The organism is Bradyrhizobium sp. (genome assembly GCF_016219575.1).
Lineage (GTDB): Bacteria > Pseudomonadota > Alphaproteobacteria > Rhizobiales > Xanthobacteraceae > Bradyrhizobium.
In genome coordinates this window covers 1-21,253 of sequence record NZ_JACRMG010000035.1, presented here as the reverse complement: position 1 = coordinate 21,253, position 21,253 = coordinate 1, and the positions used below count along the sequence as shown (strand labels likewise).

Genomic DNA, 21,253 nt, shown 5'->3' with positions numbered 1-21,253 from the left:
GTGGCTGAACCGCAGATTGTCTGTCCTAAGTGCAACTACGAGATACCACTCACTGAATCGCTCGCAGCCCCTCTGCTCGAGGCGGCCCGTAGAGATTTTCGTGAACAGTTGGCCGCCAAAGAAGGCGAGTTCAAAAGGAAAGCCGACGAGCTCCGTCGTCAACAGGAAGAGCTAACGCGAGCGAAGGAGACAATCGAGGAACAAGTTTCGCAGCGCCTACAGGCCGAACGTAGTCGGATCTCGGCCGCTGAAGCAAAAAAGGCACAAGAGGCTGTCGCGGCCGATCTACAGACATCTCGGGTGCGTCTCGCTGAACTACAGGAAATTCTTAGACAAAACGATATGAAGTTGGCTGAGGCACAGAAGGCGCAGGCTGAGCTTCTGCGCAAACAGCGGGAGCTGGATGATGAAAAGCGTGAGATGGAGCTCACCATCGAGAAACGCGTCCAAGCAACCCAAGCAGATATCGTCTTGAAAGCTCGGCAGGAAGCCGAAGACTCATTGAAGTCTCAAGTCTCACAGAAGGATGCCCAAATCGTTTCTATGGCGCGGACAATTGAGGAGCTCAGGCGAAAGGCTGAACAAGGTTCGCAACAGACACAGGGAGAAGCCTTCGAACTGGAGCTCGAGAGCCTGCTAAAGAGCCGCTTTCCACTCGATTTGATCGAGCCTGTTTGCAAAGGCGAGTTCGGTGGGGATATTGTCCAAAAAGTCAACGGCCAGATGGGTGCACCCGCTGGCGTTATTCTATGGGAGCTAAAGCAGACGAAGAATTGGGTGGATGGCTGGCTCAGCAAGCTGCGCGAGGACCAGCGCACCGCCAAAGCCGATATGGCCCTGATCATCTCGCAAGCCCTGCCAAAGGACGTTGATAGTTTTGATCTCATCGACGGCGTCTGGGTTGCGCACCCTCGGTGCGCCATTCCTGTCTCCATTGCACTACGTCATGCGCTTATTGAGTTGGCGACGACTCGCAACTCCCAAGTGGGACAGCAGGGAAAAATGGAGCGGATCTACACCTATCTGACTGGTCCGCGCTTCCGCCTGCGCGTGGAGGGGATTGTAGAGAAGTTTGGGGAACTGAAGGAGGACCTCGAGAAGGAGCGAAAGTTTATGAACCGCAGCTGGGCCAAACGTGAGGCTCAGATTCAGGGAGTGCTCGAGTCGACATTCGGCATGTACGGCGATCTTCAGGGTATCGCAGGAAAAGCACTTCCTGAAATTCCTAGCCTCGATTTGCCACTGTTGGAAGGCCCTGAAAGTTGATCACCGAATTTCCATAGGCATAAACGAAGCTTGCAGCGGCCGGGAAACACCGATTTTGAACGCGCCTTCCGCCGGATAGAACGGACTGCCACTCAAACGGATGGCTACAGCGCGCTGCAGCATGTAAATATCATCAAAACCTCCAGATCATCACCGTAAAGGTCTATCTCTCGAACGCTTCCCTTTCGCGGCCCAGAGCGCCCGGGCCTGTTCGCGCTGATCGCTTTTGAGCTTATCGGCCATCCAGAGTAGCGCGCCCTGGATGGTAGCGCGGTCGTCGCCGGTCAGGTCCACGATGCAATCCGGCCGCGCCAGTGCAGCGCGGATATTGCGCAGGTTCACATGCGCGTTGCGAAGCTCGACCGAGCATTCCGGCGGGGCCGTCAGCTCGCTCGCGATCCGGCGCAGGATCACCATCAGTTCGGCGCGGGACAGGCGCAGCGGTTCGGATGGTGAAAGCACTCTCATCTTTTCTTCCATTGGACCGTGACCGCCGCGGCCTTGTGGAGGGACGACCCGCGCCTTCCGCGTCGCGCTACACCGCTTGCGGCTGCAACGGAGCGGACGAGTGCAAGGCACTTGCGGCCATGAAGCTGACGAGAGGCGCGAGGACCACATCAAAAGGACGAGCGGGAGAAGGCCCAGGAAAGTCCTCGGAGGAAATGAGTAATTTCAAAATTCGTTCGGCAAAGTCGTAGATCGCGGTATGAACGGAAGAATGGTAAGATGCGTGAATGAGCAGGCATTTTTCGAGCCGTTACGGCTACGGCAGCCAGGAAGCAGAGATCACCGTGCGCGAGGATGCTCCCGCCGACCTGCGCTATGGGGTCGTCGAGATCGCCCGGGCCGCGGGTATGAGTCTCAAGACCATTCGGGTCATAACGTGCCGCGTTCTTTTCATAGCACCGGACCGCAACAACTGGTCGGATTCAAACATCCGTGAGGAGATTGAGGGGCTGCTCGCCGATTGCGATTGGTGCAAGGTCTACGACATAGCTGAGGATCTTTGGCGCTCGCTGGAGAATGACTACGAAAACCAGCAGCTTTTCGCGGATGAGCTAAACAGGTTTTTCCGCGAAAAAGGCATCGGCTGGGAGCTGAAGGACCCGGACGGGATCGTCTTTCGCGGCGGCGAGACGTTCGCTGCGACGACGAGAGATGCCGCGCAGGCATTGGAAGACGCGGGCCTGACAACGGCGGCGAATGAAATACATGAGGCGCTGCGCGACATCTCGCGGCGGCCCGAACCCGACCGGACCGGCGCGATCCAGCACGCAATCGCGGCACTCGAATGCACGGCGCGCGAGGTTAGCGGCGAGCCGAATGCCACGCTGGGAGCGCTTATCCCGAAACTGCATTTGCCGAAGCCTCTCGACGCTGCGACGGAGAAGCTATGGGGATTCGCGTCCGACCGCGCCCGTCATGTGCGGGAAGGTAGAAGTGTAAACGACGACGAGGCGGAGCTTATCGTCAGCGTTTCATGCGCGGTGAGCGCGTTCTTGACGAAGCGGCCGCGGCAATAAATCGAGGGCCGAGTTGCGACCCCTCACGCGAAGGCTTAAGCGACAGCCCCGCGGGCCTGATTTTCCAATCCTTAGAGAAGTATCGCCGACCTTCGCTCGCATGTGCGGGCCAGACGCTTGCTTGCAAAGCTAGGCTGGCACCACATTCAGCGCGGCGATCAGCGCTTCCGCTTCCTTGGTCTTTTTGCGCGATGCATCGGCGGCGAGAGCTTTCTCGGCTGCCGTAAGATCGGCAAGAAAACGAAAACCTTCCAGCACGCGCCGTATCATCCCCTCAAGATCTGGTTTCTGATCCCTGCGGAGGAGATTGGCCAGATCGCCGACATCATAGTCGCCGCCACCTTTAACTCGCTGGCTGAACCGTCCATAGTCCAATCCCGGGCCGCCGCTGTTCCACATCTTCAAGACAGCGAGCGGACGTATAAGGTCCCGGTTGAGCCTCCGCCCTCCGATTTCCGATAGATCGTGCAGGTCGCGAATTTTAGAACGCTGGCTCGCGGCGCGAATTTTTTCGGCTACTGCTTCCTCGAACGCGAGCGAAGGGATTGCCGACGGTGTAAATCCCAGCAGCTTGAAATATTCCTGATCGATCTGCGGTACGGCGACAACAGGCAAGATCGGCCGCTCGCGCGTGCTGATCTGTAGCTTGATGTTGACACCTTTTGCGTTTTCGGCATGGGAGCAAATCGGATTGGCCGCGCAACCGTCGTCGGTGAGATACCAATCCTTGTCTTTTAGCTGGAACGTCAGCCCCTCATAGGGTTTGCCGAGCGCGTCCAGAATCATCATCATGAGATCGTCTACGTCTATGTCTGTACGGCAGGTGAAGTCGAGATCGGTCGAAAGGCGACCGCGCGGACCGAAGACCATTTTGCGAAGCATGGTGCCGCCCTTGAAGGCAACGTGCTCGCAAATCCCGGCATCGTTGAACAGTTGCAACAAGAGCGTGAGAATCACGTCGATTTCGACGTTCCCGATGTCCCGTGCTCCCGAGCGGGCGGCGACCTTGCGCAGTTCGTTCAATGTCAGCATCAGTGAACCTCCTCCCGCGCCTTGATGCGGGGTATCTCCGTCAGGAGGTCGTCGCGGCGCGCGTTAACATGAAGGCCCCACGCGGCGACATAGCCGACATCACCGTCACGGCGTTCCTCGCGTCCGAAATGCGACCGGTAGCTTTTTGGGATCGCATCCCTGAGCGCATGCCGAACATCATCGGGCAACGGCCGGCCGACCAGATCTGCAAGAAATCCAAGGCGCTGCATCACGGCCTTTGATTTCATGGCAGTGGCAGTGGCGAGCAATTCCTGCGGATCGACCGCATCAAGCGCGTTGTAGGCAATCCTTGCGAGTTCGGATGGCCCGCCCGAGAGGCCTGGCCTGTCAAGACAGTCGATAAGCGTCTTCTCAGGTGTCGAGATCGGCACAGAGCGGTCATAAACGCTGTACGGCCGATGGCCGAAGAACTTGCGTTGAGTCAATTTGACAAAGCGCACGTCGCTGCCTTCGATGGTTCTTGAGGGAGTTTGCCTTAGAACGGCGATAAAAACCGACATGGGCTTTTGCGTGGTGAACCCGTGAAACGCAGCGGCAGACCACCAGCCGACGTAAGAGGGCTCGACCGCCGCCGCCGCGAGCGCGAGAATGTTGTTCTCGCCGAGATTCTCAGGGCCGTGTTCGGGAGGCAGCAACATGTAGCGGCCGCCGACCACGCGCGCGAGCCATCCCTTGCGGAGAAGATTCCGGATGACTTTCCGTGCCGAGTTTTCAGAGCCGAGGAGGTCCAATACGTCAGAGGCGCGCACTATCGAACGGCCCTGCTCCCGGAGGGAGAGGACTACTTTGGATTCCGCGGGGCCAAGTGTGCGAAGATTGGTTTCCATCTGATTTTAGCCCTCCTAGGGCCAACTTTCCATATATAATACTCACTCTTAGTTCCGCAGTCAAGAAATCGGATGGGTTTGTATATGAAAATAGCCCTAGTAAGGCCAAAATAACCTACAGAACAATCAAGATTGCGGCCGGGGAGCAAATCGCTTAGAACAGATGAAGAACGGAATTCCGATGAGTCCAGGATACGATGGCAGAGCAATCGCGAACTTCGTCCTCGACTTTTGTGATAGCCGGGGACGCAGGGTAACGAATCTCGCGCTACAGAAGATCGTGTACTTCTGTCACGTCTGGTCTCTGATCGAGCTTAAACGTCCGCTGCTCCGCCATAAATTCGAGGCGTGGGAATTCGGCCCCGTCCTTCCGTATCTTTACCGAGAATTCAAAGATTACGACCGCTCACCCATTGTGGGCCGCGCGACCCAGCTCGACCCGGTTGATGGAAAACATCGAGTTGTCGCGTATGATTTCGACGCGGAAACCGATTCGCTCCTCCACAGGATCGCCGAGTTCTACAGCCGACTGCGAGCCAGTGATCTTGTCGAATTAAGCCATGCGCAGGGAGGCCCTTGGCATGTCGTCTGGAATCACGGAGGCGCGGTCAATCCCGGCATGAAGATCGATGACAGGAAGATCGTGGAATTTTACTCGAAAGCAGCGCTTCCGTTCTCAATTCAATAATGGATTAACCGATGTCAGATTTGCGCGTCCCGACGGTTCAGCATCTTGCCCGCAACTGGCGGGACGATCCGGCATTGATCGCGCGCATCCTGGTTCGCCTCGCGCTGAACCCACCCCGCTTCAATTATAATCCACTCTATAGCGCGGTGCGCGACCTTCTCGTGCTCAAAGTGCCTTACGATCAAATCGTCGAAGGGATCAAGCGCATCAAGCGCGCAAGCGTGCGCGAAAATCTTCTGGGCGTCCTCCCTCTAATCTGCGATCATTTTGAATGCATCTCCCCGGATTTCTATCAAACCATCGACAAGCGCTATTACTCCGTCGGGCGCGGCCTCATGGTGCCTTTCGAGCCGCCGATGATTTACGGTGTGGGTGGACAACTCTATTTTCCGTGGTTCAGCTTCTGGCGCCGGAATCCGCTTGCGAACGAACGGCTGTCGCTCTTTGTCACCATCGTAGATGAAGTTCTGATGGACGATCCGGATCTCGAAGCCGCCCGCTTCGAGATTCTTGATTTTAGCTGTCCGAGCCCAAAATTGCCGCGCACATTGACCGTCGTCGACGCGAGGGACATTCCCCGCATCGGCGAAGCGCGCAAGATGGAAATGCTCGAAGCCTTTGCCGAAGGATACTTCCGGGCGCTCGCTTCCCTGAAGGGCGAACCAGCGCCCGAAGCGGACGATCGCCGGACGCCTGATGTTGATCCGGACCAGCCGGGGCTCTTCGACTAGCCGACCGATTCGTTTGTCGCCGCAGCGACGAGATTATTGTCCGCATTCAGCGGTGTATGACAGGCGGCGCAAGCTCGGAAGTTTGCATCGAATTCCGTTCCAAGCATGCGGATTGCAGCGAGCCTACGAGCAGTCTCAGTGAAGTGTTTCACTTCTTCCGGAGTGATAGCTCGGCCAAGCACCGCCTCTTCGCGATACGATAGCCATTTCTTCAGTGTTTGATAGCCGCCTATGTGGAAATCCCAAACTGAGTCCGGCACATTCTTCCAATATGTTTGCGAGTTGATCCAGACATCATAGGTTTTCTCGCCGAGCGTCTTCCCGTGCTCTTGAGCTTTTCTCTCACTCTCCGTGTAGGGGCGCGCATCCAGACGGCCGCGCGCCGGCATGACCACTCCTTTTTCGCTGCGATTTCCCCATCCGGCAGTCACCCGCCAATCCGCCTTCGCGCCTTCTACAACGCTTGGAGTTGCGATGACCGCAAAGCAAGCGCGTATGGCACCAGATGTGATGCCAACGAGCGGTTTTGAGGGATTTAACAGGTCACTCAATTGCCGTCCGAGCGCCGCTGAAGCCAGCAATATCTTTGGCTTGGAAGGCAGCGGCACACGTACCCATCCTTGCCGAATACCGCCCGCATTCTCCGAGCACCAGGCCGGGCTATAGGTTATTGCAAGGACGTGATGCCAGACAGCTTGGGCAGTTTCAATGTCGGCAGTTAGCCCGAGAGCTTTCAACCAAGTTACCGCGGCAGCGGATAGGTTTGGTCGGGGTAAGCCGGAAAGATTTTCAACGGCTGGAACGCCATAGCCGTGTTCATCAATGAAGCGGTCGTGGTACATGGTCTCGACCCAGTACGCCGGAAAGCCCTCGGGCTTAGAGACGTTTTGAACGCGCGTGCAGAAGAACCCGTGCGCGTCCGGCAAGACATGCTGGAGCTCGGGACGGTTCCTGTTCCAAATCCCAGGCGTGGCGACGATATACGCCCACCCGTAATCGAACGGGCGAATACCAAATTGCACCAGTCTCGAATGCTCGAAGCGCTCCCCCTTTAGATGCAAAACGCGCTTCCGCATCGTATCAGGATCTTTGAGGTCCATCTTTGCCGCAAGACCAGGCGCGACGGAACGCACCGCGTCCATGCTCTGATCCGGATCGAGATAGACCTGCATGCGGTGCTCCAGGGCACTGCGATCAAAATCGAACAAAGCACCGCCGCGTTTCTCTAACAGTCCGGGAAGCGGTGCCACCGAGGCTAGTTCAGGTATTGCCGCCCAGGATGCATAGTCAGCGATAGCGGCGCCGGGCCGCAACTGAAAGCGATTTTCCGGAGAAGGCTTCAGAGGAACATAACCTTCGTTCAGCGAATGCGCGGCTAGTGTCGCCTTGAGTTCTTGTCTCTTCTCGGCGCCCCAGAATTCCCTGAACGATACTTTGGCCAACGTGCCGTGCTCGCCAGGTCTTCTGACGAGCATCGAGACGGCGGTGCCGACCCTTATGCCCTCTCGATTCATTGTAGTCGAGAACACTGATGGGTCGGGTAGCCCGTCCGGGGTTTGCTTGCCAGTTTCCCTGCTGTCCCCATTGAGATTATCGATCCAAATAGCATCGAACTCTCGGAGAAGACGCTCGCGCATCACGACGAAAGAAGGTCGTTCCAGCCACGAAAAGTTGCTGATGTAGGCGATGACGCCTTTCCCGCTCACGTCCGCAATTCGACGCTCGGCGATACGAAAAAACCGCACGTAGAGCTCATCGAGATTAAACTTCTTTACACCCCACTTCTCGCGCAAGCCGGTCTTGTAAAGCTCAACCAATCCGCCTTCGCTTTCGGGACTCGTACCCGCGTAGGCGTTATAGGGAGGATTGCCAAGTACCACGAGAACCGGCGATGTCTTCTTGACCGATCCCGCCGCTCCTCGCTCTTCGAACAGGGGCTCGAAACCCGGAATCGGAGGTTCGTCTTCCTTGGCTACCCAGCCTGTCAGCGCGTTGGTTAGATAGATCGCGGCGCGCTCGTTCTTCACAAATGCGGTGCCAGACCGTCGTACTGCCTCGCCAACCTGCCAGTGAGCAATCACGAGAGGAGCAGTCATTATTTCGAAGCCAACAATCCGAGTTGTTGCAGCTTTCTTCACCTCGTCCCCGACGAGAACTCCGATTCCCTTGCCCTCCAGCGTTTTGCGAATGCGCTCAAGGACGGCGACAACGAAACTGCCGGTACCGCAGCAGGGATCGAGCACCCACACGCTGGGGTCCGCCAGACCATCTTCCAGTCCCAGTTCGGTCCGTAGCGCCCGGTCGACCCGCTCGACCATGTATGACACGATCTCGGGAGGCGTATACCAAACGCCAAGCTCTTTCCTTAATTCCGGATCAAAGAATTCCAGGAACGGTTCATAGAAAAACTGAATTGCCTCCGCATCATTGAATTCCGCAAAAAAAGCGTCCCGATCCACGCGGTCGAGAGCGCGCGCGGCGGCGTCGAGAAGTGGTACGATTTCCAGCGGCTCTAACCGCTCGGGTGTCGCAACCTGCTGAAACAGGAATCGAGCGACCGGGACAGTCATCGACCATTGAGCTGATTGCCAATTGAAAGGAGGCAACTTCTTTTGACCGACCTCGACAATCCACGCAGAGAACAGACCGTAAAATAAGGTTTGGACAAGCGTAGAGCGGAACAGATGTTCACCGTCGCCCTCGTCAAATTGGATGCCAATGGCTTCTTCAATACCCTTTCGAAGCGCGGCGAGCGCCGGGAGATCGGCGCGATCCGAGAGGCGCGCCAATGCATCGCGTGCGTAAGATGCTAGAAAAAAGGCCAGATCGCTTGGCTTCTTGAGCGGCGCCGCGGTAAGCAGGCATCGATCAAGAAAATCGCTAAAACGAGTGCGAAGAGATTCCGGCCGGGGGCCGTAAGCCAGCTTCCAAAACGCCTTCTCGTCATCTCCAATATCAAATGTTTCGAGAACGCCTTGCTGCGTCACAAGTCGCCACTGCCATAAATTCGTAGCGAGGAGCAATCCGTACGCCGGTAAATACTTTTCCGTCACCTGCTTGCTTGCAAGCAGGGCCTTGATCGAATGGCTTGCCCCTTTTACCTCGACCACCCCACGCTCGGGCAGGACGCCCTCTGGCCAAGTCGGGTGCTCCACCTTTTTGAATTTTGCCTGCTCAAACAGCCCGAAATCAGGAATGCCTTCCTTGCCGGACGGGTGATGCAGGCAAAACACCGCTGGTTTCAATTTTCTGCCAATGGCATTCAGGGCAGTCGAGACTGCCGGGTAGTAGGACGTCTCTTTGGTGCCCGCCTTAGTTGCGTTGACCTTGGCAATTTCGTCCAGATACAGGTCGAGAATGGCTTGCTTCTGCATTCGACTCGGGCTGCTGTTGCAATCGCGGTGGGAAAATACGGCGGAGACTCACGGAACGTGCAAGTTGTACCCCCATTGCCGGCGCATGAACATAAGTCGTGCGCCCCATGGAACCGTCATGACGTGCTTTGTTGTACCGCTTGTGGACAACCATCCGTTACTCGGTGACCGAATTAGACTGAAATAGCAATCGTATATTGAGTCCCAGTTTCATCCTGCCGGCGCGCCATTTCAATCGAAGGCCAAGCACCAAGGTTTGAGGTCTAATTCGCGCCGAATCTGACTCCCATGTCATGGCCCGGAACGTTCCAGCACGATCGGATATTACTGAGTAGCGACGGCCGGCTGGCAATCTCGGATCGGCTCAAGGAGAACGATGGCACCTTGACCCGCGTCGTTCGGCCTGAGAAGCCCCGTTGCCATCAGAGGCCCCTCGAAGGCTTGCGTTCCAAGATATCGGTCGCTACCAGCAAGTGCTTCCCCTCGTTCGCCCTGCCGATCGGTCGACTGGTTTTCCCAGGTTCGCAGTTAAAAAAGCCCGGAAACTTGCTCTTTCACAGAGCTCCCGGGCTTGCAGTCCCTGTCTCGCCAGGAGCAAGCTGGGCCAGCGTTTTCCCGACTAACACCTGGCTAGGAGCGAACAACGGTGGAAATGCCGATACCTTTGCGTGGGCGGCGCGTCACGCGCGAAGAGCTGTACCAGATGGTCTGGGATAAGCCGATGATCCGGCTTGCCGAGGAATTCGGAATTACCGGGAACGGTCTGGCCAAGGTCTGCGACAGGCTGGACGTGCCCTATCCTCGGCGCGGCCACTGGGCCAAGAAGGAAGCCGGAAAGCCAGTCGTCACCCTTAAGCTTCCACCTCGGCGGGACGGGATCCCAAGCGCGACAGATATCTGCCCTACGCCGCCGAAGCCCGCGCCTTCCCCTGCAGCGGAACAAGCCGCCGCGACGGTGGCCGACCGCATTCGTGATGTCGCGGTACCTGAGAGCAACGATAACCTTCACCCACGCGTACAGGCCTGGATCGCCGGTCACAAGAAACGGCAGAAAGAACGCGAGCTGGAGAACAGGAATCGCCGTCGGGATATCGGTTGGGCGTCACCCTTGATCCCTGACCTGACAGAGCGCGATCTGTATCGTTTCAGAGCCACCAGCGCGATATTTTGTGCAGTTGAGAAGGCTGGTGGCACAATCGAGAAATCGTCAGCTTCAGGCAAGGTAACGTTCTTGATCGACGGGCACCAAGTCGAGTGCTCAATCGCTGAAAAGATGGTGCAGTCTCTCAAGCAATGGGAGGAACAGCGCAAATGGACCGCGTTCACCGAGTATTGCAAGTCGGGACTGGATTCTTCAGGCTTTCTGCGAGTCAGCATCACGACCTACTTGCAAGGTCGGCGGCCTGAGTGGGTCGAATCGCAAAAGATCAAAATCGGTCAACTCATGCCAACTATCGTCGGCGCGATAATGGCGGCAGGGCCGACCCTTGAAAAAATGAAGCGCGAACGCGAAGAGCAGCAGAAGCGTTACCGTGAAGAGGAAGCGCGCCGTTACGAAGCCCATCGATTGCGGGAAATCGACGAGAAGCGCTGGAACAAGTTTCGCGAGTACGCCGTCAATTGGGATGAGCGGAAAAGATTGCTGGCGTTTCTCGGAGAGGTCGAGGCTCGGCTGGCGACCGAGGGTGATGTCACGGTTTCAGACCGAACGTTGAGGGATTGGGTCGAGTGGGCAAAGGCGAAAGCCGAAGCTCTCAATCCATTTGGCGGGGGCGCTGTGGGGATGCTTGAGACCATTGCGAAGGTAAAACAATGGTCATAAGCACCGCCCATTCATGACTTGTTAGCGGGGGCAGACCGCTTAGCCTGTGCGGCCCGCTTTAGAACTCCTTCGGAAACAGGAAGCGCGGAGCCGCACGGCACAATCCCCACTGAGTAATCGCAGCTAGTGCACAGAAAGTTCTCGCGCTTGCAAACGAGATGAAGCACATCCAACGCGCTCAGCCAACGTGCCATCGTCGCGCATCATTTATCTGCACGTATTAGCGTTGCCGAGTCCATGTCGAACGCTAGCTTCCCCTTTGCGGCCCAAAGCGCTCGCGCATGTTCGCCCTGATCGCTTTTAAGCCTGTCGGCCATCCAAAGCAGCGCGCCGAAGATCGTGGCACGGTCGTCGCCGGTCAGGTCGACGACTCCGGATTTGACGGACGAGGCCGCCGAGTTCGATGAGATGCCGCGTGCGCTTGCGGCGCTCGACCTGCCAGGCGCGCATGTCATGTCGCGCCCTTGCGGCTTGATGCCGGTTGCGCGCCGCTCGGTTGCGCAGGAGCGCCGTCCGTGTTGCGGACAGTTGTTGGTGCAGTTCGCCGCGCCCGGCTTTGAAAAAACGCGGTCCCGCGCCTGGCCCATGCCTCCCTCTTTCCGGCCTCTTTTGTCTCGGCCAGCACGATCAGCGCGCCCGCCAATTCGTCGGCGTTGACTGTGTCGGCTCCAGTGGCGATAACGAGCTCGCCAAGCTGCTGCACTTTGCGGTTCTTGAGGTCACGCGCCTTATCCCCAAGTGCCTTCAATTCGGCATCAAAGTCCCGTGGCTTACGCATCGTTGTCTCCGTCAGTGTTGATGGAAAAATGATAGCCGGGCACTCGGCACAATGCTGTAAGTTCGTCAGGACGGCCTGGGATGCGGTAATCCCTCCCGAGATTTTTTCGAGGGAGGGCGCGCTTATACGTCGTTCCGACGTGCGCTCCGCCGTGTCAATGATCCGGTCGCGATGGCGATCTATCATCTTCACGTCAAGGTCATTGGCCGCAAGTCCGGGAGCAGCGCGGTAGCTTCGGCCGCCTACCGTTCGGGCTCGCGGCTGCGCGACGAGCGGCTCGGCCGTGATCAGGATTTTTCCGCCAAGCGCGGCGTCGTCCATTCCGAAGTCATGCTGCCGGAGCACGCGCCGGAGCAATGGCGCGACCGCGAGCTGCTGTGGAACGATGTCGAAGCCTTCGAGGTCAGGAAGGATGCGCAGCTTGCCCGCGAGATCGAATTCTCTCTTCCGCGTGAGATGACCGAGGCACAGGGCATCGAACTCGCCCGGGACTTCGTGAAGTCGGAGTTTGTGGATCAGGGAATGATCGCCGATCTCAACGTGCACCGGGATATCGGCGAAGACGGCCTCGCCAAACCCCATGCCCATGTCATGCTGACCATGCGGTCAGTGGACGAGAACGGCTTTGGCCCAAAAGTTCGGGACTGGAACCGGACTGAGATCGTCGAGCGCTGGCGCGAACGTTGGGCCGAGCTTGCCAACGAGCGGCTGGCCGAACTCGACATCGACGCGCGCATCGACCATCGCAGTCTGGAAGCGCAGGGCATTGCGCTGGAGCCGCAAAGCCAGATCGGTGCGCCTGCGCAGCGTATCGACGGCGAAGGGATCGAAGCCGCTGACCGCGCGGAGATGCACCGCGAGATCGCGCGCGGCAATGGCGCGCGAATCATCGCGAATCCCAGTCTGGCGCTGGACGCGATCACGCATCAGCAATCGACCTTCACGCGGCGCGACCTGGCGAAGTTCGCGCACCGGCACAGTGAAGGGATCGACCAGTTCAACGAGGTGATGGGCGCGATGGGCAGCGCGCCCGATCTGGTCGAACTCGGTACGGACGGACGCGGCGAGGACCGCTACACCACCCGGCAGATGATCGAGGCCGAACAGCGCCTGCACCGTGCGGCGGAATTGATGGCCGGACGGGAACGCCATCAGGTGAATGACAGGCACCGCCAGGCAGCCGTGGTCCATGCCGAACAGCGCGGCCTTGCCCTGTCCGGCGAGCAGGTGGACGCGCTGGCGCATGTCACGGATGGGCGCGATCTAGGCGTCGTGGTCGGCCACGCCGGAACAGGAAAGAGCGCGATGCTGGGCGTGGCTCGGGAGGCCTGGGAAGCGGCCGGTTATGAGGTCGGGGGCGCGGCGCTGTCCGGCATTGCGGCCGAGAATCTGGAAGCGGGATCGGGCATCGCGTCCCGCACCATCGCCAGCCTTGAACATGGCTGGGGCCAGGGCCGCGACCTGCTCACGTCGCGCCATGTCCTTGTCATCGACGAGGCGGGCATGGTCGGCACGCGCCAGTTGGAGCACGTCCTATCCCATGCGGCGGAGGCCGGCGCGAAAGTCGTGCTGGTCGGAGATCCGCAACAGCTGCAATCCATCGAGGCGGGCGCGGCATTCCGGTCGATCCACGGCCGTCATGGTGGGGCCGAGATTGGCGAGGTGCGCCGTCAGCGGGAGGGCTGGCAGCGTGACGCCGCGCGCGACCTGGCGACCGGCAGGACCGGCGCGGCCATCCATGCCTATGACGCCAACGGCATGGTGCATGAGGCCGTATCACGCGAAGGGGCGCGCGACGATCTGATTGACCGCTGGGACCGTGAGCGGCAGGCAGCGCCGGAGCGCAGCCGGATCATCCTCACCCACACCAATGACGAGGTGCGTGCGCTCAACGAGGCGGCACGCGAACGGATGCGGGCTACCGGTGATCTCGGCGATGACGTGCGCCTGACGGTCGAACGGGGCGAGCGCAGCTTTGCGAGCGGGGACCGGGTCATGTTCCTGCGAAATGAACGCAGCCTTGGCGTGAAGAACGGCACGCTCGGGACCGTCGAGAAAGTCAGCACACAGTCCATGTCCGTGCGCACCGACGACGGGCGCAACGTCATGTTCGACGTCAAGGACTACAATCGGATCGACCATGGTTATGCCGCGACCATCCACAAGGCGCAGGGCATGACGGTGGACCGCACCCATGTGCTGGCGACGCCGGGTCTGGACGCCCATGGCAGCTATGTTGCCCTGTCGCGGCACCGCGATGGCATGGACCTGCATTATGGCCGCGACGATTTTGCCAGTCGGGACCGGCTGGTCCGTACCCTGTCGCGCGACCGGGCCAAGGATATGGCCTCGGACTACGAGCGCGCCGATCCGGCCCAAAACTATGCCGAGCGGCGCGGGATCACCTTCGGTGCCCGCGTTGCCGAGATCGTGCGCAAAATCGTGCCGGAGAAGGTCCGCGAGATGTTCGACGGCCTGCGCCGGCCGGCGGATAGCGGGCAGAGGCCGGAACAGGGCGATGCGGAGGCCGCGCGGCGCGAACCCGTTACGCCGGAAAGGAAGGCGACGGAAGACCCGGAAGCGGCGCTGCGTAAGGCCCGCACCAAGGCGCTGGTCCGCCATGCCGGAGCCGTGGATGCGATCTTCGATGTGCAGGAACGGGGCGGCAAGGCCAGCCCGGCGCAGGTGAAGGAATTGCAGGAGGCCCGCAAGGTCTTCGAGGAGGTGCGTCCCCACGGCTCGCACGACGCCGAAGCCGCCTACAAGAAGGATCCGGAGCTTGTCCGCGAGGCGGCTGGCGGCCAGGTCAACCGAGCCATCCGAGCGCTCCAGCTCGAAACCGAGCTGCGCACCGATCCGGGTCGCCGCGCCGACCGGTTTGTGGAGCGCTGGCAGAAACTCGGCCACACCAGCCAACGTCAGTATCAGGCCGGCGACATGTCGGGCTACAAGGCGACGCGCTCGGCGATGGGTGACATGGCAAAAAGCCTGCAACGCGATCCGCAGCTTGAATCCCTGCTCGCCAATCGCAAGCGCGAACTCGGCATCGCGTTCGAATCAGGTCGCCGGCTCGGACAGGAATTGGCGTTCACTCACGGCCTCGACATCGGCAGAGGCAGAGGCCTCGGAATTTAATCCATCCTATTTTCTGCCGGTTCTACGCCACGGTGCGGTGACGTGTGAAATCCTCTTGCGTGTCTTTGAATGCCTGCCCTGTCTGGTCCCAGCAGTCGTCAGAAACAGCCAGCAGGAGGCCGCGGGGCCATGCGCGAACCTGACCGTATCATCCGCCTGAAAACTGTCCTTTCCCGGACCGGGCTGTCCCGATCCACCATCTACCGCAAGATTGCCGAGGGCACGTTCCCGACACAGATCAAGATTAGCGTCAACGGAACCGGATGGCACGAATCGGACATCAACCGTTGGATCGCAGATCCAGTCTCGTGGCGTCCGAAACGCGAATTCGATGAGGTCCGGTGAGGTCGCTGGTTGCCTGCCTTCCAGATCGCCCGGCGGCATGTCCGTTTGCTGCTGATACCAGTGAACCGGACCGGCCTCAGGCCGTAAAGGCTGGCGCTGTCGCGCCCCCGCCTCGCGGCTTCGGCCTTGACGGCCTGACGCCGCCCCGGTGTGGGCTCTCCAAGCAGACAAGGGCGGATTGGGGGCGCTCAGTGCTCCTAACCCGGGACTGCTGTGCCTGCACCATCCATGTGCTTGGCAACGGCTGCGACAACGCTTGCTCCGCTGACCGCAAGGCTGTGGAAAGCCGCGGGCGCGATGGCCGCCGCTTTTACGTATAAGCCGACGCCCGTGCAAGCACTCGCACGGCCGGATATTCTCCGGATCGGTCCAAACTCAGGGACGTCGCGGCGACGCATGCCACGACTCCGCGCCGGCTTCGCGTACTTGCCGTCTGCAGTTGACGGGCATGAAACATCCGTCCGCACGCAATATCCGGGCGCGTAGGGTGTATGTATAAGTGTATGTAGCCAAAGCATGTGTGCTATCGATACAGATAAAATAGGCGTTTCTCTGATATCTTGACGGACTCCCTCTCCGCCATCCTTCGCGCGGCACGGAATTGACCCAGAGCCTCCAGTCTGAGGAGCTTCGGTGCAGATCGGCGAGCTCTTCATCCTCGGCTTTTTCGGCAAGGCCGTCCCGGACTGGCTGGGAGAGTTCGCCGCCCGCTTCGGGCTCGGCGGCGTCATCCTGTTCGACTATTCGGTCCGCACCCGGCAATACGACAACAACATCGATACGCCCGAGCAGGTCCGCGCGCTCTGTGCCGAGATTGCCCGGCTGCCGTCCTCGCCGCTGGTTTTCGTCGATCAGGAAGGCGGGCTGGTGCGGCGGCTGAAGGACACGCGAGGCTTTGTGCCCTTGCCGAGCGCAAGGGATTTCAATCGGCTTCCGCCGCAGGACAAGCGAAGGATTCTGGCGGCCAGCCTCCACGAGCTGCGCGCGCTCGGCATCCGCTTCAACTTCGCGCCGGTCGTCGACGTCGATTGCAATCCCGACAATCCCAATATCGGCCGCATCAAGCGATCCTATTCGGCCGATTTGGCCGAGGTCGAAGCCAATGCGCTCCTGATGAGCGAGGTTGCACGCGAGGCGCGCGTCGGGCTGTGCATCAAGCACTATCCCGGCATCGGCGGGGCCGATGTCGACTCGCATCAGGAGTTCATGGATATTTCGGACTCGCTGCGTCCGGAGCAGGAGGCGCTGTTCCATTCGCTGGCGCCGAAAATGTTCGGCAACGCCGTGCTGGTCAGCCATGCCATCGTCAGGCAATGGGATCCCGACAATCCGGCGACGCTGTCGCCTGCCGCGATCGGCCAGCTGCGCGCCCGTCTGCCGGAAGCCCTGCTGATCACCGATGACATGCAGATGCAGGGGCTGCAGAAGGCGCTCGGCACCCGCGCAGCCAGCCTTCAGTCGCTGCGGGCCGGGATCGACATGGTCTGCATCGGCAACAATCTGTTCGATCAGGAAATGGAGATGGCCGGTATTGCCCGGGCGGTCGAGCAGGGCGTGCGGGAGGGGCTGGATTCCGGGGCGATCGCGCGCTCGATCGCCAGGGTGCAGGCAAGAAAGGCGCTGCTGGCCTAGGACGTCACAGGCCGCCTGCCAAGCGAGAAAGATGCAGGATTCAGAGGGTGGCGCCGCCGCGAAATCTTGCCGCAAACGTAAATTCCGGCACCCGTGAAACTACCTATTCCGAGCCGGGCCGCGGGTAGTGCTCTGCTCCGGAAACAACCCTACGGAGGCGAAAATCGTGCGCTTGCGTGGGAAAACGACCGGCAGGGGGGTGGTTTTCTTCGCACATGCGGAAATTCCCCGTAATCCTACGGCCGGAAAAATTAACCATAATTGAGGCATGAACCGATAGATTCGGTTCCATGCCGCATCAAGACCATCGGGCCAGCGATTCGCGCCCAGCCAAGTGGGCCGAAACAAGCGCGTCTCCCGGTGAAAGCCCGGAAGTGGTTCCGCTCTCGGCAGCGCGCGCCCGGGCGACGGAAGAAGCCGCAGTCGCCATTGCGCGGGAACTCAACGGGCCGCTGACGGCGCTGATGCTCTACATGAACGAGCTGAAGCGCCAGAGCCATCAGTTCTCGCAGGCGGCCGGCAATCGCATCTACCTGCAGCAGGTCGTCGACAATGCCTTGCAGCAGACCGAGCGTGTCTACGCCCTGGTGAAGCAGCTCTCCGAGGGGCAAGCCGCTCCCGCCGAGCCGGCGGATCGCATTGCCGAGGCTGAAGGCCCGGCGGGCCGTGCGCGTGATCGTGCATCCGACGTGATGCTGGCGTCGAATCCGGAGCAGAAGCCGTTAACCCGCCGCGAGCGCGAGGTTCTCGCTCTCATCAGCGAAGGATGCTCCAACAAGCAGGGTGCGCTGCGCATGAACATCAGCCCGCGCACCTTCGAAAGCCACCGCGCCGAAGCGATGCGCAAGCTGGGGGCGAAGAACACCGCGGATCTCGTCCGCAAGGCACTGACGCTGCAGCCGACCTGACGGCGCCTCGCGTGTGCGAGGCGGCATCCCTCATTGCGACAGATGGCAAGGAGACGTCCGAGCGCCTGCGCTGGGTCGCAGCGGGGCGGAGAAATTCGGCAGGGCGCGGAGGTACTTCAGTCGGCGAAGGCACGGAAGCGAGGCGCAGGGCGCATCGCGTTGGCCTTGGGCGGGCTCGGAATCAAGGTGACGACCCATACCGACGGATTGATTGCCTTGTTCTCGACGATCGAGCGCACCATGCCGGTCACCGTCGATCCGCTCGATCTGAACGTGGCAGTGCGGCCGTTGAACTGCGCGATGCGGAAACGCCGAACTTCCTTCTGGTCGGCCGTTTCGAATGTGAACATTCGAGCTCTCCTGTGCTCGCGTCACTATCGAACCTTATCGTTAGTCGTGTATGAAAATTCCTGACCGTAGAAGTACGGTCGCCGCGGCTCACGCGCCGAACACCGCTTCCATCTTGGTCTTCAGCGTGGCGGCGTTGAACGGCTTGACGATGTAATTGCTGACCCCCGCCTTCTTTGCCGCGATCACGTTCTCCGTCTTGGATTCGGCCGTGATCATGATGAAGGGAGTTTGCGAAAGCTCCGGATTGGCTCGGACTTCGCGCAGCAGGTCGTAGCCGGTCATCGGCTCCATGTTCCAGTCCGAGATCACGAGACCGTATTTCTTGCCGTGCATCTTGACCAGTGCACTCGATCCGTCGCTGGCATCGTCGACATTCTCGAAGCCGATCTGCTTGAGCAGGTTGCGGATGATGCGGATCATCGTCGAATAATCGTCGACCACCAGGATCGGCATCGACAAGTCAAAACTCATAATCCTGTTCTCCAAACCCGTTCGCGATCCGGCGATCCTGACCGGCGCCGTTCGAGGCTTTCGAGGAAGCTCTTCTGAACCGACGCCCCGCTCCTGCCCGTAAACGACTAGCAGCGGCCGTTGAACGTCGCGTTAATGGGCGGCGCCGCGCGGATTGTCCCGGTTCAGGCGGTTCCGTAGTTATACCTGTGACCGATTGCCGGCGTTCGCCCTCAGGCGAGGACGCGCGGCCGGATCAGCCGCTCGTACTGCGTCTTGACCTGCGCGTAGCACTCGCATGAGATCTTGCGGAGGCCTTCGAGGCTGGTGATTTCGATATGTCCGCGGCTGTAATGGATGTAGTTGGCTTGCTGCAGCGTCGAGGCCACCAGGGAAACGCTGTTGCGGCGCGCGCCGATCATCTGCGCCATCGCTTCCTGGGTCAGGATCAGCTTGTTGCTGCCGGACAGGTCGCGCATCTGCAGCAGGCAGCGCGCTAGCCGCGACTCCACCGTATGCGCCGCATTGCATCCGGCGGTCTGCAGCACCTGCGCGTAGACGGCAAGCGCGTGCCGCGCCAGTTCCGCTCGCAAGGTTGCACTCTGATCCGCTGCGGCGCGAAGCCGGTCGATCTCGATGGTGGACGCAAAGCCTGGTACGAGCACGACCGCGCCGTTCAGCGCCGTCGGATCGCCGAATGCAGAGAACGATCCAAAGATGGAGTCGCGGCCGACCATGGCGATGTGCACGTGCTCGCCCCTGGCAAGCCTGACGACCAGCGATATCACGCCCCGGTGGGGGAGATAGGCTCGCTTCAGTACTTCATCGACCTCGACCAGCACCAGCTCATGGGTGAGGTCGGCGGTCTTCAGATACGGCCTGACAAGTTCGAAATCGTCTTCGGACAGCGACGCCAGAAATCCGTTGGGTGGACGAGGAGCCGGAGTCACTTGTGCCTCCCTGAAGGGAGCGTGGCGGCTGAACTCCCTCCGCTCGGCTATGTACGATATCCGGCGTATGGGATAAACTGACAAAACAGCGCATCGTCTGAACGAGCAGACGACGTCGGGTTGCGATGCGAAGCCGGGTGGCGAGCGATTCACCCGAACAGTGCGGTTGCGTTCACGCAAACATCGCTCGAACCTGTGCGGTATATATTTCACCCACCGAGCGACGCCTTCGGACTTCTCGCCAGATCGATGCGAGGGCGAAGGGCGGTCCTCTCGTCGCATATGTGTCGCTATGCACGCCGAATGGCAGACAGGCAGGCGGCTTTGCGACCGGAATGTGATTGCACATTGATTCGCGGTGTGGCTGCAGGGCGATCGCTGCGACGTCGAATGTGATCGAAGGCGACGAAGGAGGTCGTCATGCCCCGCATCCTGGTGGTCGATGACGATCCGTTGGTCTGCATGGCTCTCGAGGTTTGTCTCGCCCGACACGACTTCCTTGTCACGATTGCCGAGGGTGGTGAGAGCGGTCTGCGCGCACTCGAAGGTGCGAGCTTCGACATCATGATCGTCGACATCTTCATGCCGCATATGCGGGGCTTCGAGTCGATCAGGATCTTCCACGAACGCGCGCCGTACGTTCCGCTGATCGCGATGTCCGGCTACGCCTTCGCCAATGCCGACTCGCCTGCGCCGGACTTTCTGCGGATGGCGCTCGAACTCGGCGCGATGCGATGCCTGCGCAAGCCGTTCACGCCGGTGGCGTTGATGACGGTGATCAATGAGTGCCTGGCGGAAAACCGTTCGCGCCACGCCGGCATCGCCTGGCAATTACAGTAAATATTTCCTTATCGACGAGATCGCCCGATCGCGCGCCGTTGGGTGTGATCCTCGCGGCGTGGCAAAACTTTCGCCTGTCTCGGTATTTGTACGGAGGAGCACTTTAACCAAGTCGTAGCGCCGAGAGCACAGTGTGGCAGGGTCGCCGAGGAAAGTAGCGGCGTAGCGTCACGTTCATCCAGAAGGGTATCAGTTATGTCCGGTATCGTCCTCTCGGCGTCAGTTCGTCAGAACCTCCTCTCGCTGCAGTCCACCGCCGACCTGCTCGCAACCACCCAGAACCGCCTTGCCACCGGCAAGAAGGTCAACACGGCTCTCGACAATCCCACCAACTATTTCACCGCCGCCTCGCTCGATAACCGCGCCAGCGACATCAACAACCTGCTGGATGGCATCGGCAACGGCGTGCAGGTCCTGCAGGCCGCCAACACCGGCATCTCCTCGCTGCAGAAGCTGGTCGACAGCGCCAAGTCGGTCGCCACCCAGGCGCTGCAGGCCACCGTCGGCTACTCCGCCAAGTCCAGCGTGAGCGTCACCATCAACGGCGCCACCGCGGGCAACCTGCTCGGCACCGGCGCCC

The 21,253-nt window shown here is 60.0% G+C and carries 18 protein-coding genes and 2 pseudogenes; 11 read left to right on the top strand and 9 right to left on the bottom strand.

The features are described from left to right. Positions 1-1,266, top strand: a complete 1,266-nt coding sequence (locus HZB49_RS26125) for a DUF2130 domain-containing protein (RefSeq protein ID WP_291616661.1) — start codon at positions 1-3, stop codon at positions 1,264-1,266. Between the two features lie 150 nt (positions 1,267-1,416). Here HZB49_RS26125 and HZB49_RS26120 read toward each other — a convergent pair whose 3' ends face one another. Next, complete coding sequence (locus HZB49_RS26120) at positions 1,417-1,608, bottom strand: conjugal transfer protein TraD (RefSeq protein WP_291616926.1); 192 nt, start codon at positions 1,606-1,608, stop codon at positions 1,417-1,419. Between the two features lie 392 nt (positions 1,609-2,000). Between HZB49_RS26120 and HZB49_RS26115 the strand changes: the two genes are divergently transcribed. Continuing rightward, a complete protein-coding gene (locus HZB49_RS26115) occupies positions 2,001-2,789 on the top strand; it encodes an AbiJ-NTD4 domain-containing protein (protein WP_291616659.1) in 789 nt (262 codons plus the stop codon). A gap of 129 nt (positions 2,790-2,918) precedes the next feature. Here the strand turns inward: HZB49_RS26115 and HZB49_RS26110 are convergent, their stop codons facing one another. Together HZB49_RS26110 and HZB49_RS26105 are read right to left on the bottom strand one after the other, a co-directional pair. Continuing rightward, positions 2,919-3,821: a nucleotidyl transferase AbiEii/AbiGii toxin family protein gene (locus HZB49_RS26110; protein ID WP_291616658.1), complete on the bottom strand. Its 903-nt coding sequence runs from the start codon at positions 3,819-3,821 to the stop codon at positions 2,919-2,921. Further along, positions 3,821-4,669 (bottom strand): type IV toxin-antitoxin system AbiEi family antitoxin, encoded by an 849-nt coding sequence (locus tag HZB49_RS26105; protein WP_291616655.1) that lies wholly within the window; start codon positions 4,667-4,669, stop codon positions 3,821-3,823. Before HZB49_RS26105 ends, HZB49_RS26110 begins: the two co-directional genes overlap by 1 nt. 181 nt (positions 4,670-4,850) lie before the next feature. Between HZB49_RS26105 and HZB49_RS26100 the strand changes: the two genes are divergently transcribed. Both HZB49_RS26100 and HZB49_RS26095 read left to right on the top strand, forming a co-directional pair. Further along, entirely contained in the window at positions 4,851-5,357 is a 507-nt protein-coding gene (locus HZB49_RS26100; protein ID WP_291616653.1) for a type II toxin-antitoxin system antitoxin SocA domain-containing protein, read from the top strand. An 11-nt stretch (positions 5,358-5,368) separates the two neighbouring features. Continuing rightward, positions 5,369-6,088 (top strand): hypothetical protein, encoded by a 720-nt coding sequence (locus HZB49_RS26095; RefSeq protein WP_291616651.1) that lies wholly within the window; start codon positions 5,369-5,371, stop codon positions 6,086-6,088. Here HZB49_RS26095 and HZB49_RS26090 read toward each other — a convergent pair. Next, positions 6,085-9,462 (bottom strand): type ISP restriction/modification enzyme, encoded by a 3,378-nt coding sequence (locus tag HZB49_RS26090; protein WP_291616650.1) that lies wholly within the window; start codon positions 9,460-9,462, stop codon positions 6,085-6,087. The genes HZB49_RS26095 and HZB49_RS26090 overlap by 4 nt on opposite strands. A gap of 652 nt (positions 9,463-10,114) precedes the next feature. Between HZB49_RS26090 and HZB49_RS26085 the strand changes: the two genes are divergently transcribed. Then, the gene (locus tag HZB49_RS26085) at positions 10,115-11,284 is read left to right on the top strand and encodes a hypothetical protein (RefSeq protein WP_291616924.1); all 1,170 of its coding nucleotides are present in this window, start codon (positions 10,115-10,117) and stop codon (positions 11,282-11,284) included. A gap of 203 nt (positions 11,285-11,487) precedes the next feature. On the opposite strand, the pseudogene HZB49_RS26080 reads toward HZB49_RS26085, so the two are convergent. Both HZB49_RS26080 and HZB49_RS26075 read right to left on the bottom strand, forming a co-directional pair. Beyond that, positions 11,488-11,734: pseudogene (locus tag HZB49_RS26080) on the bottom strand (conjugal transfer protein TraD). Between the two features lies 1 nt (position 11,735). Continuing rightward, positions 11,736-12,062: a conjugal transfer protein TraD gene (locus HZB49_RS26075; protein WP_291616648.1), complete on the bottom strand. Its 327-nt coding sequence runs from the start codon at positions 12,060-12,062 to the stop codon at positions 11,736-11,738. 171 nt (positions 12,063-12,233) lie between these two features. Here HZB49_RS26075 and traA point away from each other — a divergent pair, with 171 nt between their 5' ends. From traA to HZB49_RS26055, 4 genes are all read left to right on the top strand, one after another. Beyond that, positions 12,234-15,197, top strand: a complete 2,964-nt coding sequence (gene traA, locus HZB49_RS26070) for a Ti-type conjugative transfer relaxase TraA (protein WP_291616646.1) — start codon at positions 12,234-12,236, stop codon at positions 15,195-15,197. 129 nt (positions 15,198-15,326) lie between these two features. Next, positions 15,327-15,542 (top strand): AlpA family transcriptional regulator, encoded by a 216-nt coding sequence (locus HZB49_RS26065; protein WP_291616644.1) that lies wholly within the window; start codon positions 15,327-15,329, stop codon positions 15,540-15,542. Between the two features lie 633 nt (positions 15,543-16,175). Further along, entirely contained in the window at positions 16,176-17,174 is a 999-nt protein-coding gene (locus tag HZB49_RS26060) for a glycoside hydrolase family 3 N-terminal domain-containing protein (RefSeq protein ID WP_291616642.1), read from the top strand. A gap of 290 nt (positions 17,175-17,464) precedes the next feature. Further along, the gene (locus HZB49_RS26055) at positions 17,465-18,082 is read left to right on the top strand and encodes a LuxR family transcriptional regulator (protein ID WP_291616640.1); all 618 of its coding nucleotides are present in this window, start codon (positions 17,465-17,467) and stop codon (positions 18,080-18,082) included. Positions 18,083-18,198: 116 nt separating this feature from the next. On the opposite strand, the gene HZB49_RS26050 is transcribed toward HZB49_RS26055, so the two are convergent. From HZB49_RS26050 to HZB49_RS26040, 3 genes are all read right to left on the bottom strand, one after another. Continuing rightward, positions 18,199-18,432: a hypothetical protein gene (locus HZB49_RS26050; protein ID WP_291616638.1), complete on the bottom strand. Its 234-nt coding sequence runs from the start codon at positions 18,430-18,432 to the stop codon at positions 18,199-18,201. A gap of 88 nt (positions 18,433-18,520) precedes the next feature. Beyond that, entirely contained in the window at positions 18,521-18,904 is a 384-nt protein-coding gene (locus tag HZB49_RS26045; RefSeq protein WP_291616636.1) for a response regulator, read from the bottom strand. A 212-nt stretch (positions 18,905-19,116) separates the two neighbouring features. After that, positions 19,117-19,833, bottom strand: a complete 717-nt coding sequence (locus HZB49_RS26040) for a Crp/Fnr family transcriptional regulator (protein WP_291616634.1) — start codon at positions 19,831-19,833, stop codon at positions 19,117-19,119. Between the two features lie 420 nt (positions 19,834-20,253). On the opposite strand from HZB49_RS26040, the gene HZB49_RS26035 reads away from it, so the two are divergent. Further along, positions 20,254-20,673 carry a response regulator gene (locus HZB49_RS26035; protein WP_291616632.1) on the top strand — a complete coding sequence of 140 codons (420 nt, stop codon included), beginning with the start codon at positions 20,254-20,256 and terminating at the stop codon, positions 20,671-20,673. Positions 20,674-20,868: 195 nt separating this feature from the next. Then, positions 20,869-21,253 (top strand): annotated as a pseudogene (locus HZB49_RS26030) (flagellar protein); the annotation flags it as partial.

Excerpts from the sequence above, each read along its gene's own strand:
- HZB49_RS26115 (WP_291616659.1), top strand. The coding sequence starts at position 2,001 with ATGAGCAGGCATTTTTCGAGCCGTTACGGCTACGGCAGCCAGGAAGCA.
- HZB49_RS26110 (WP_291616658.1), bottom strand. The coding sequence starts at position 3,821 with ATGCTGACATTGAACGAACTGCGCAAGGTCGCCGCCCGCTCGGGAGCA.
- HZB49_RS26105 (WP_291616655.1), bottom strand. The coding sequence starts at position 4,669 with ATGGAAACCAATCTTCGCACACTTGGCCCCGCGGAATCCAAAGTAGTC.
- HZB49_RS26100 (WP_291616653.1), top strand. The coding sequence starts at position 4,851 with ATGAGTCCAGGATACGATGGCAGAGCAATCGCGAACTTCGTCCTCGAC.
- HZB49_RS26095 (WP_291616651.1), top strand. The coding sequence starts at position 5,369 with ATGTCAGATTTGCGCGTCCCGACGGTTCAGCATCTTGCCCGCAACTGG.
- HZB49_RS26090 (WP_291616650.1), bottom strand. The coding sequence starts at position 9,462 with ATGCAGAAGCAAGCCATTCTCGACCTGTATCTGGACGAAATTGCCAAG.
- HZB49_RS26085 (WP_291616924.1), top strand. The coding sequence starts at position 10,115 with ATGCCGATACCTTTGCGTGGGCGGCGCGTCACGCGCGAAGAGCTGTAC.
- HZB49_RS26075 (WP_291616648.1), bottom strand. The coding sequence starts at position 12,062 with ATGCGTAAGCCACGGGACTTTGATGCCGAATTGAAGGCACTTGGGGAT.
- traA (WP_291616646.1), top strand. The coding sequence starts at position 12,234 with ATGGCGATCTATCATCTTCACGTCAAGGTCATTGGCCGCAAGTCCGGG.
- HZB49_RS26065 (WP_291616644.1), top strand. The coding sequence starts at position 15,327 with ATGCGCGAACCTGACCGTATCATCCGCCTGAAAACTGTCCTTTCCCGG.
- HZB49_RS26055 (WP_291616640.1), top strand. The coding sequence starts at position 17,465 with ATGCCGCATCAAGACCATCGGGCCAGCGATTCGCGCCCAGCCAAGTGG.
- HZB49_RS26050 (WP_291616638.1), bottom strand. The coding sequence starts at position 18,432 with ATGTTCACATTCGAAACGGCCGACCAGAAGGAAGTTCGGCGTTTCCGC.
- HZB49_RS26045 (WP_291616636.1), bottom strand. The coding sequence starts at position 18,904 with ATGAGTTTTGACTTGTCGATGCCGATCCTGGTGGTCGACGATTATTCG.
- HZB49_RS26035 (WP_291616632.1), top strand. The coding sequence starts at position 20,254 with ATGCCCCGCATCCTGGTGGTCGATGACGATCCGTTGGTCTGCATGGCT.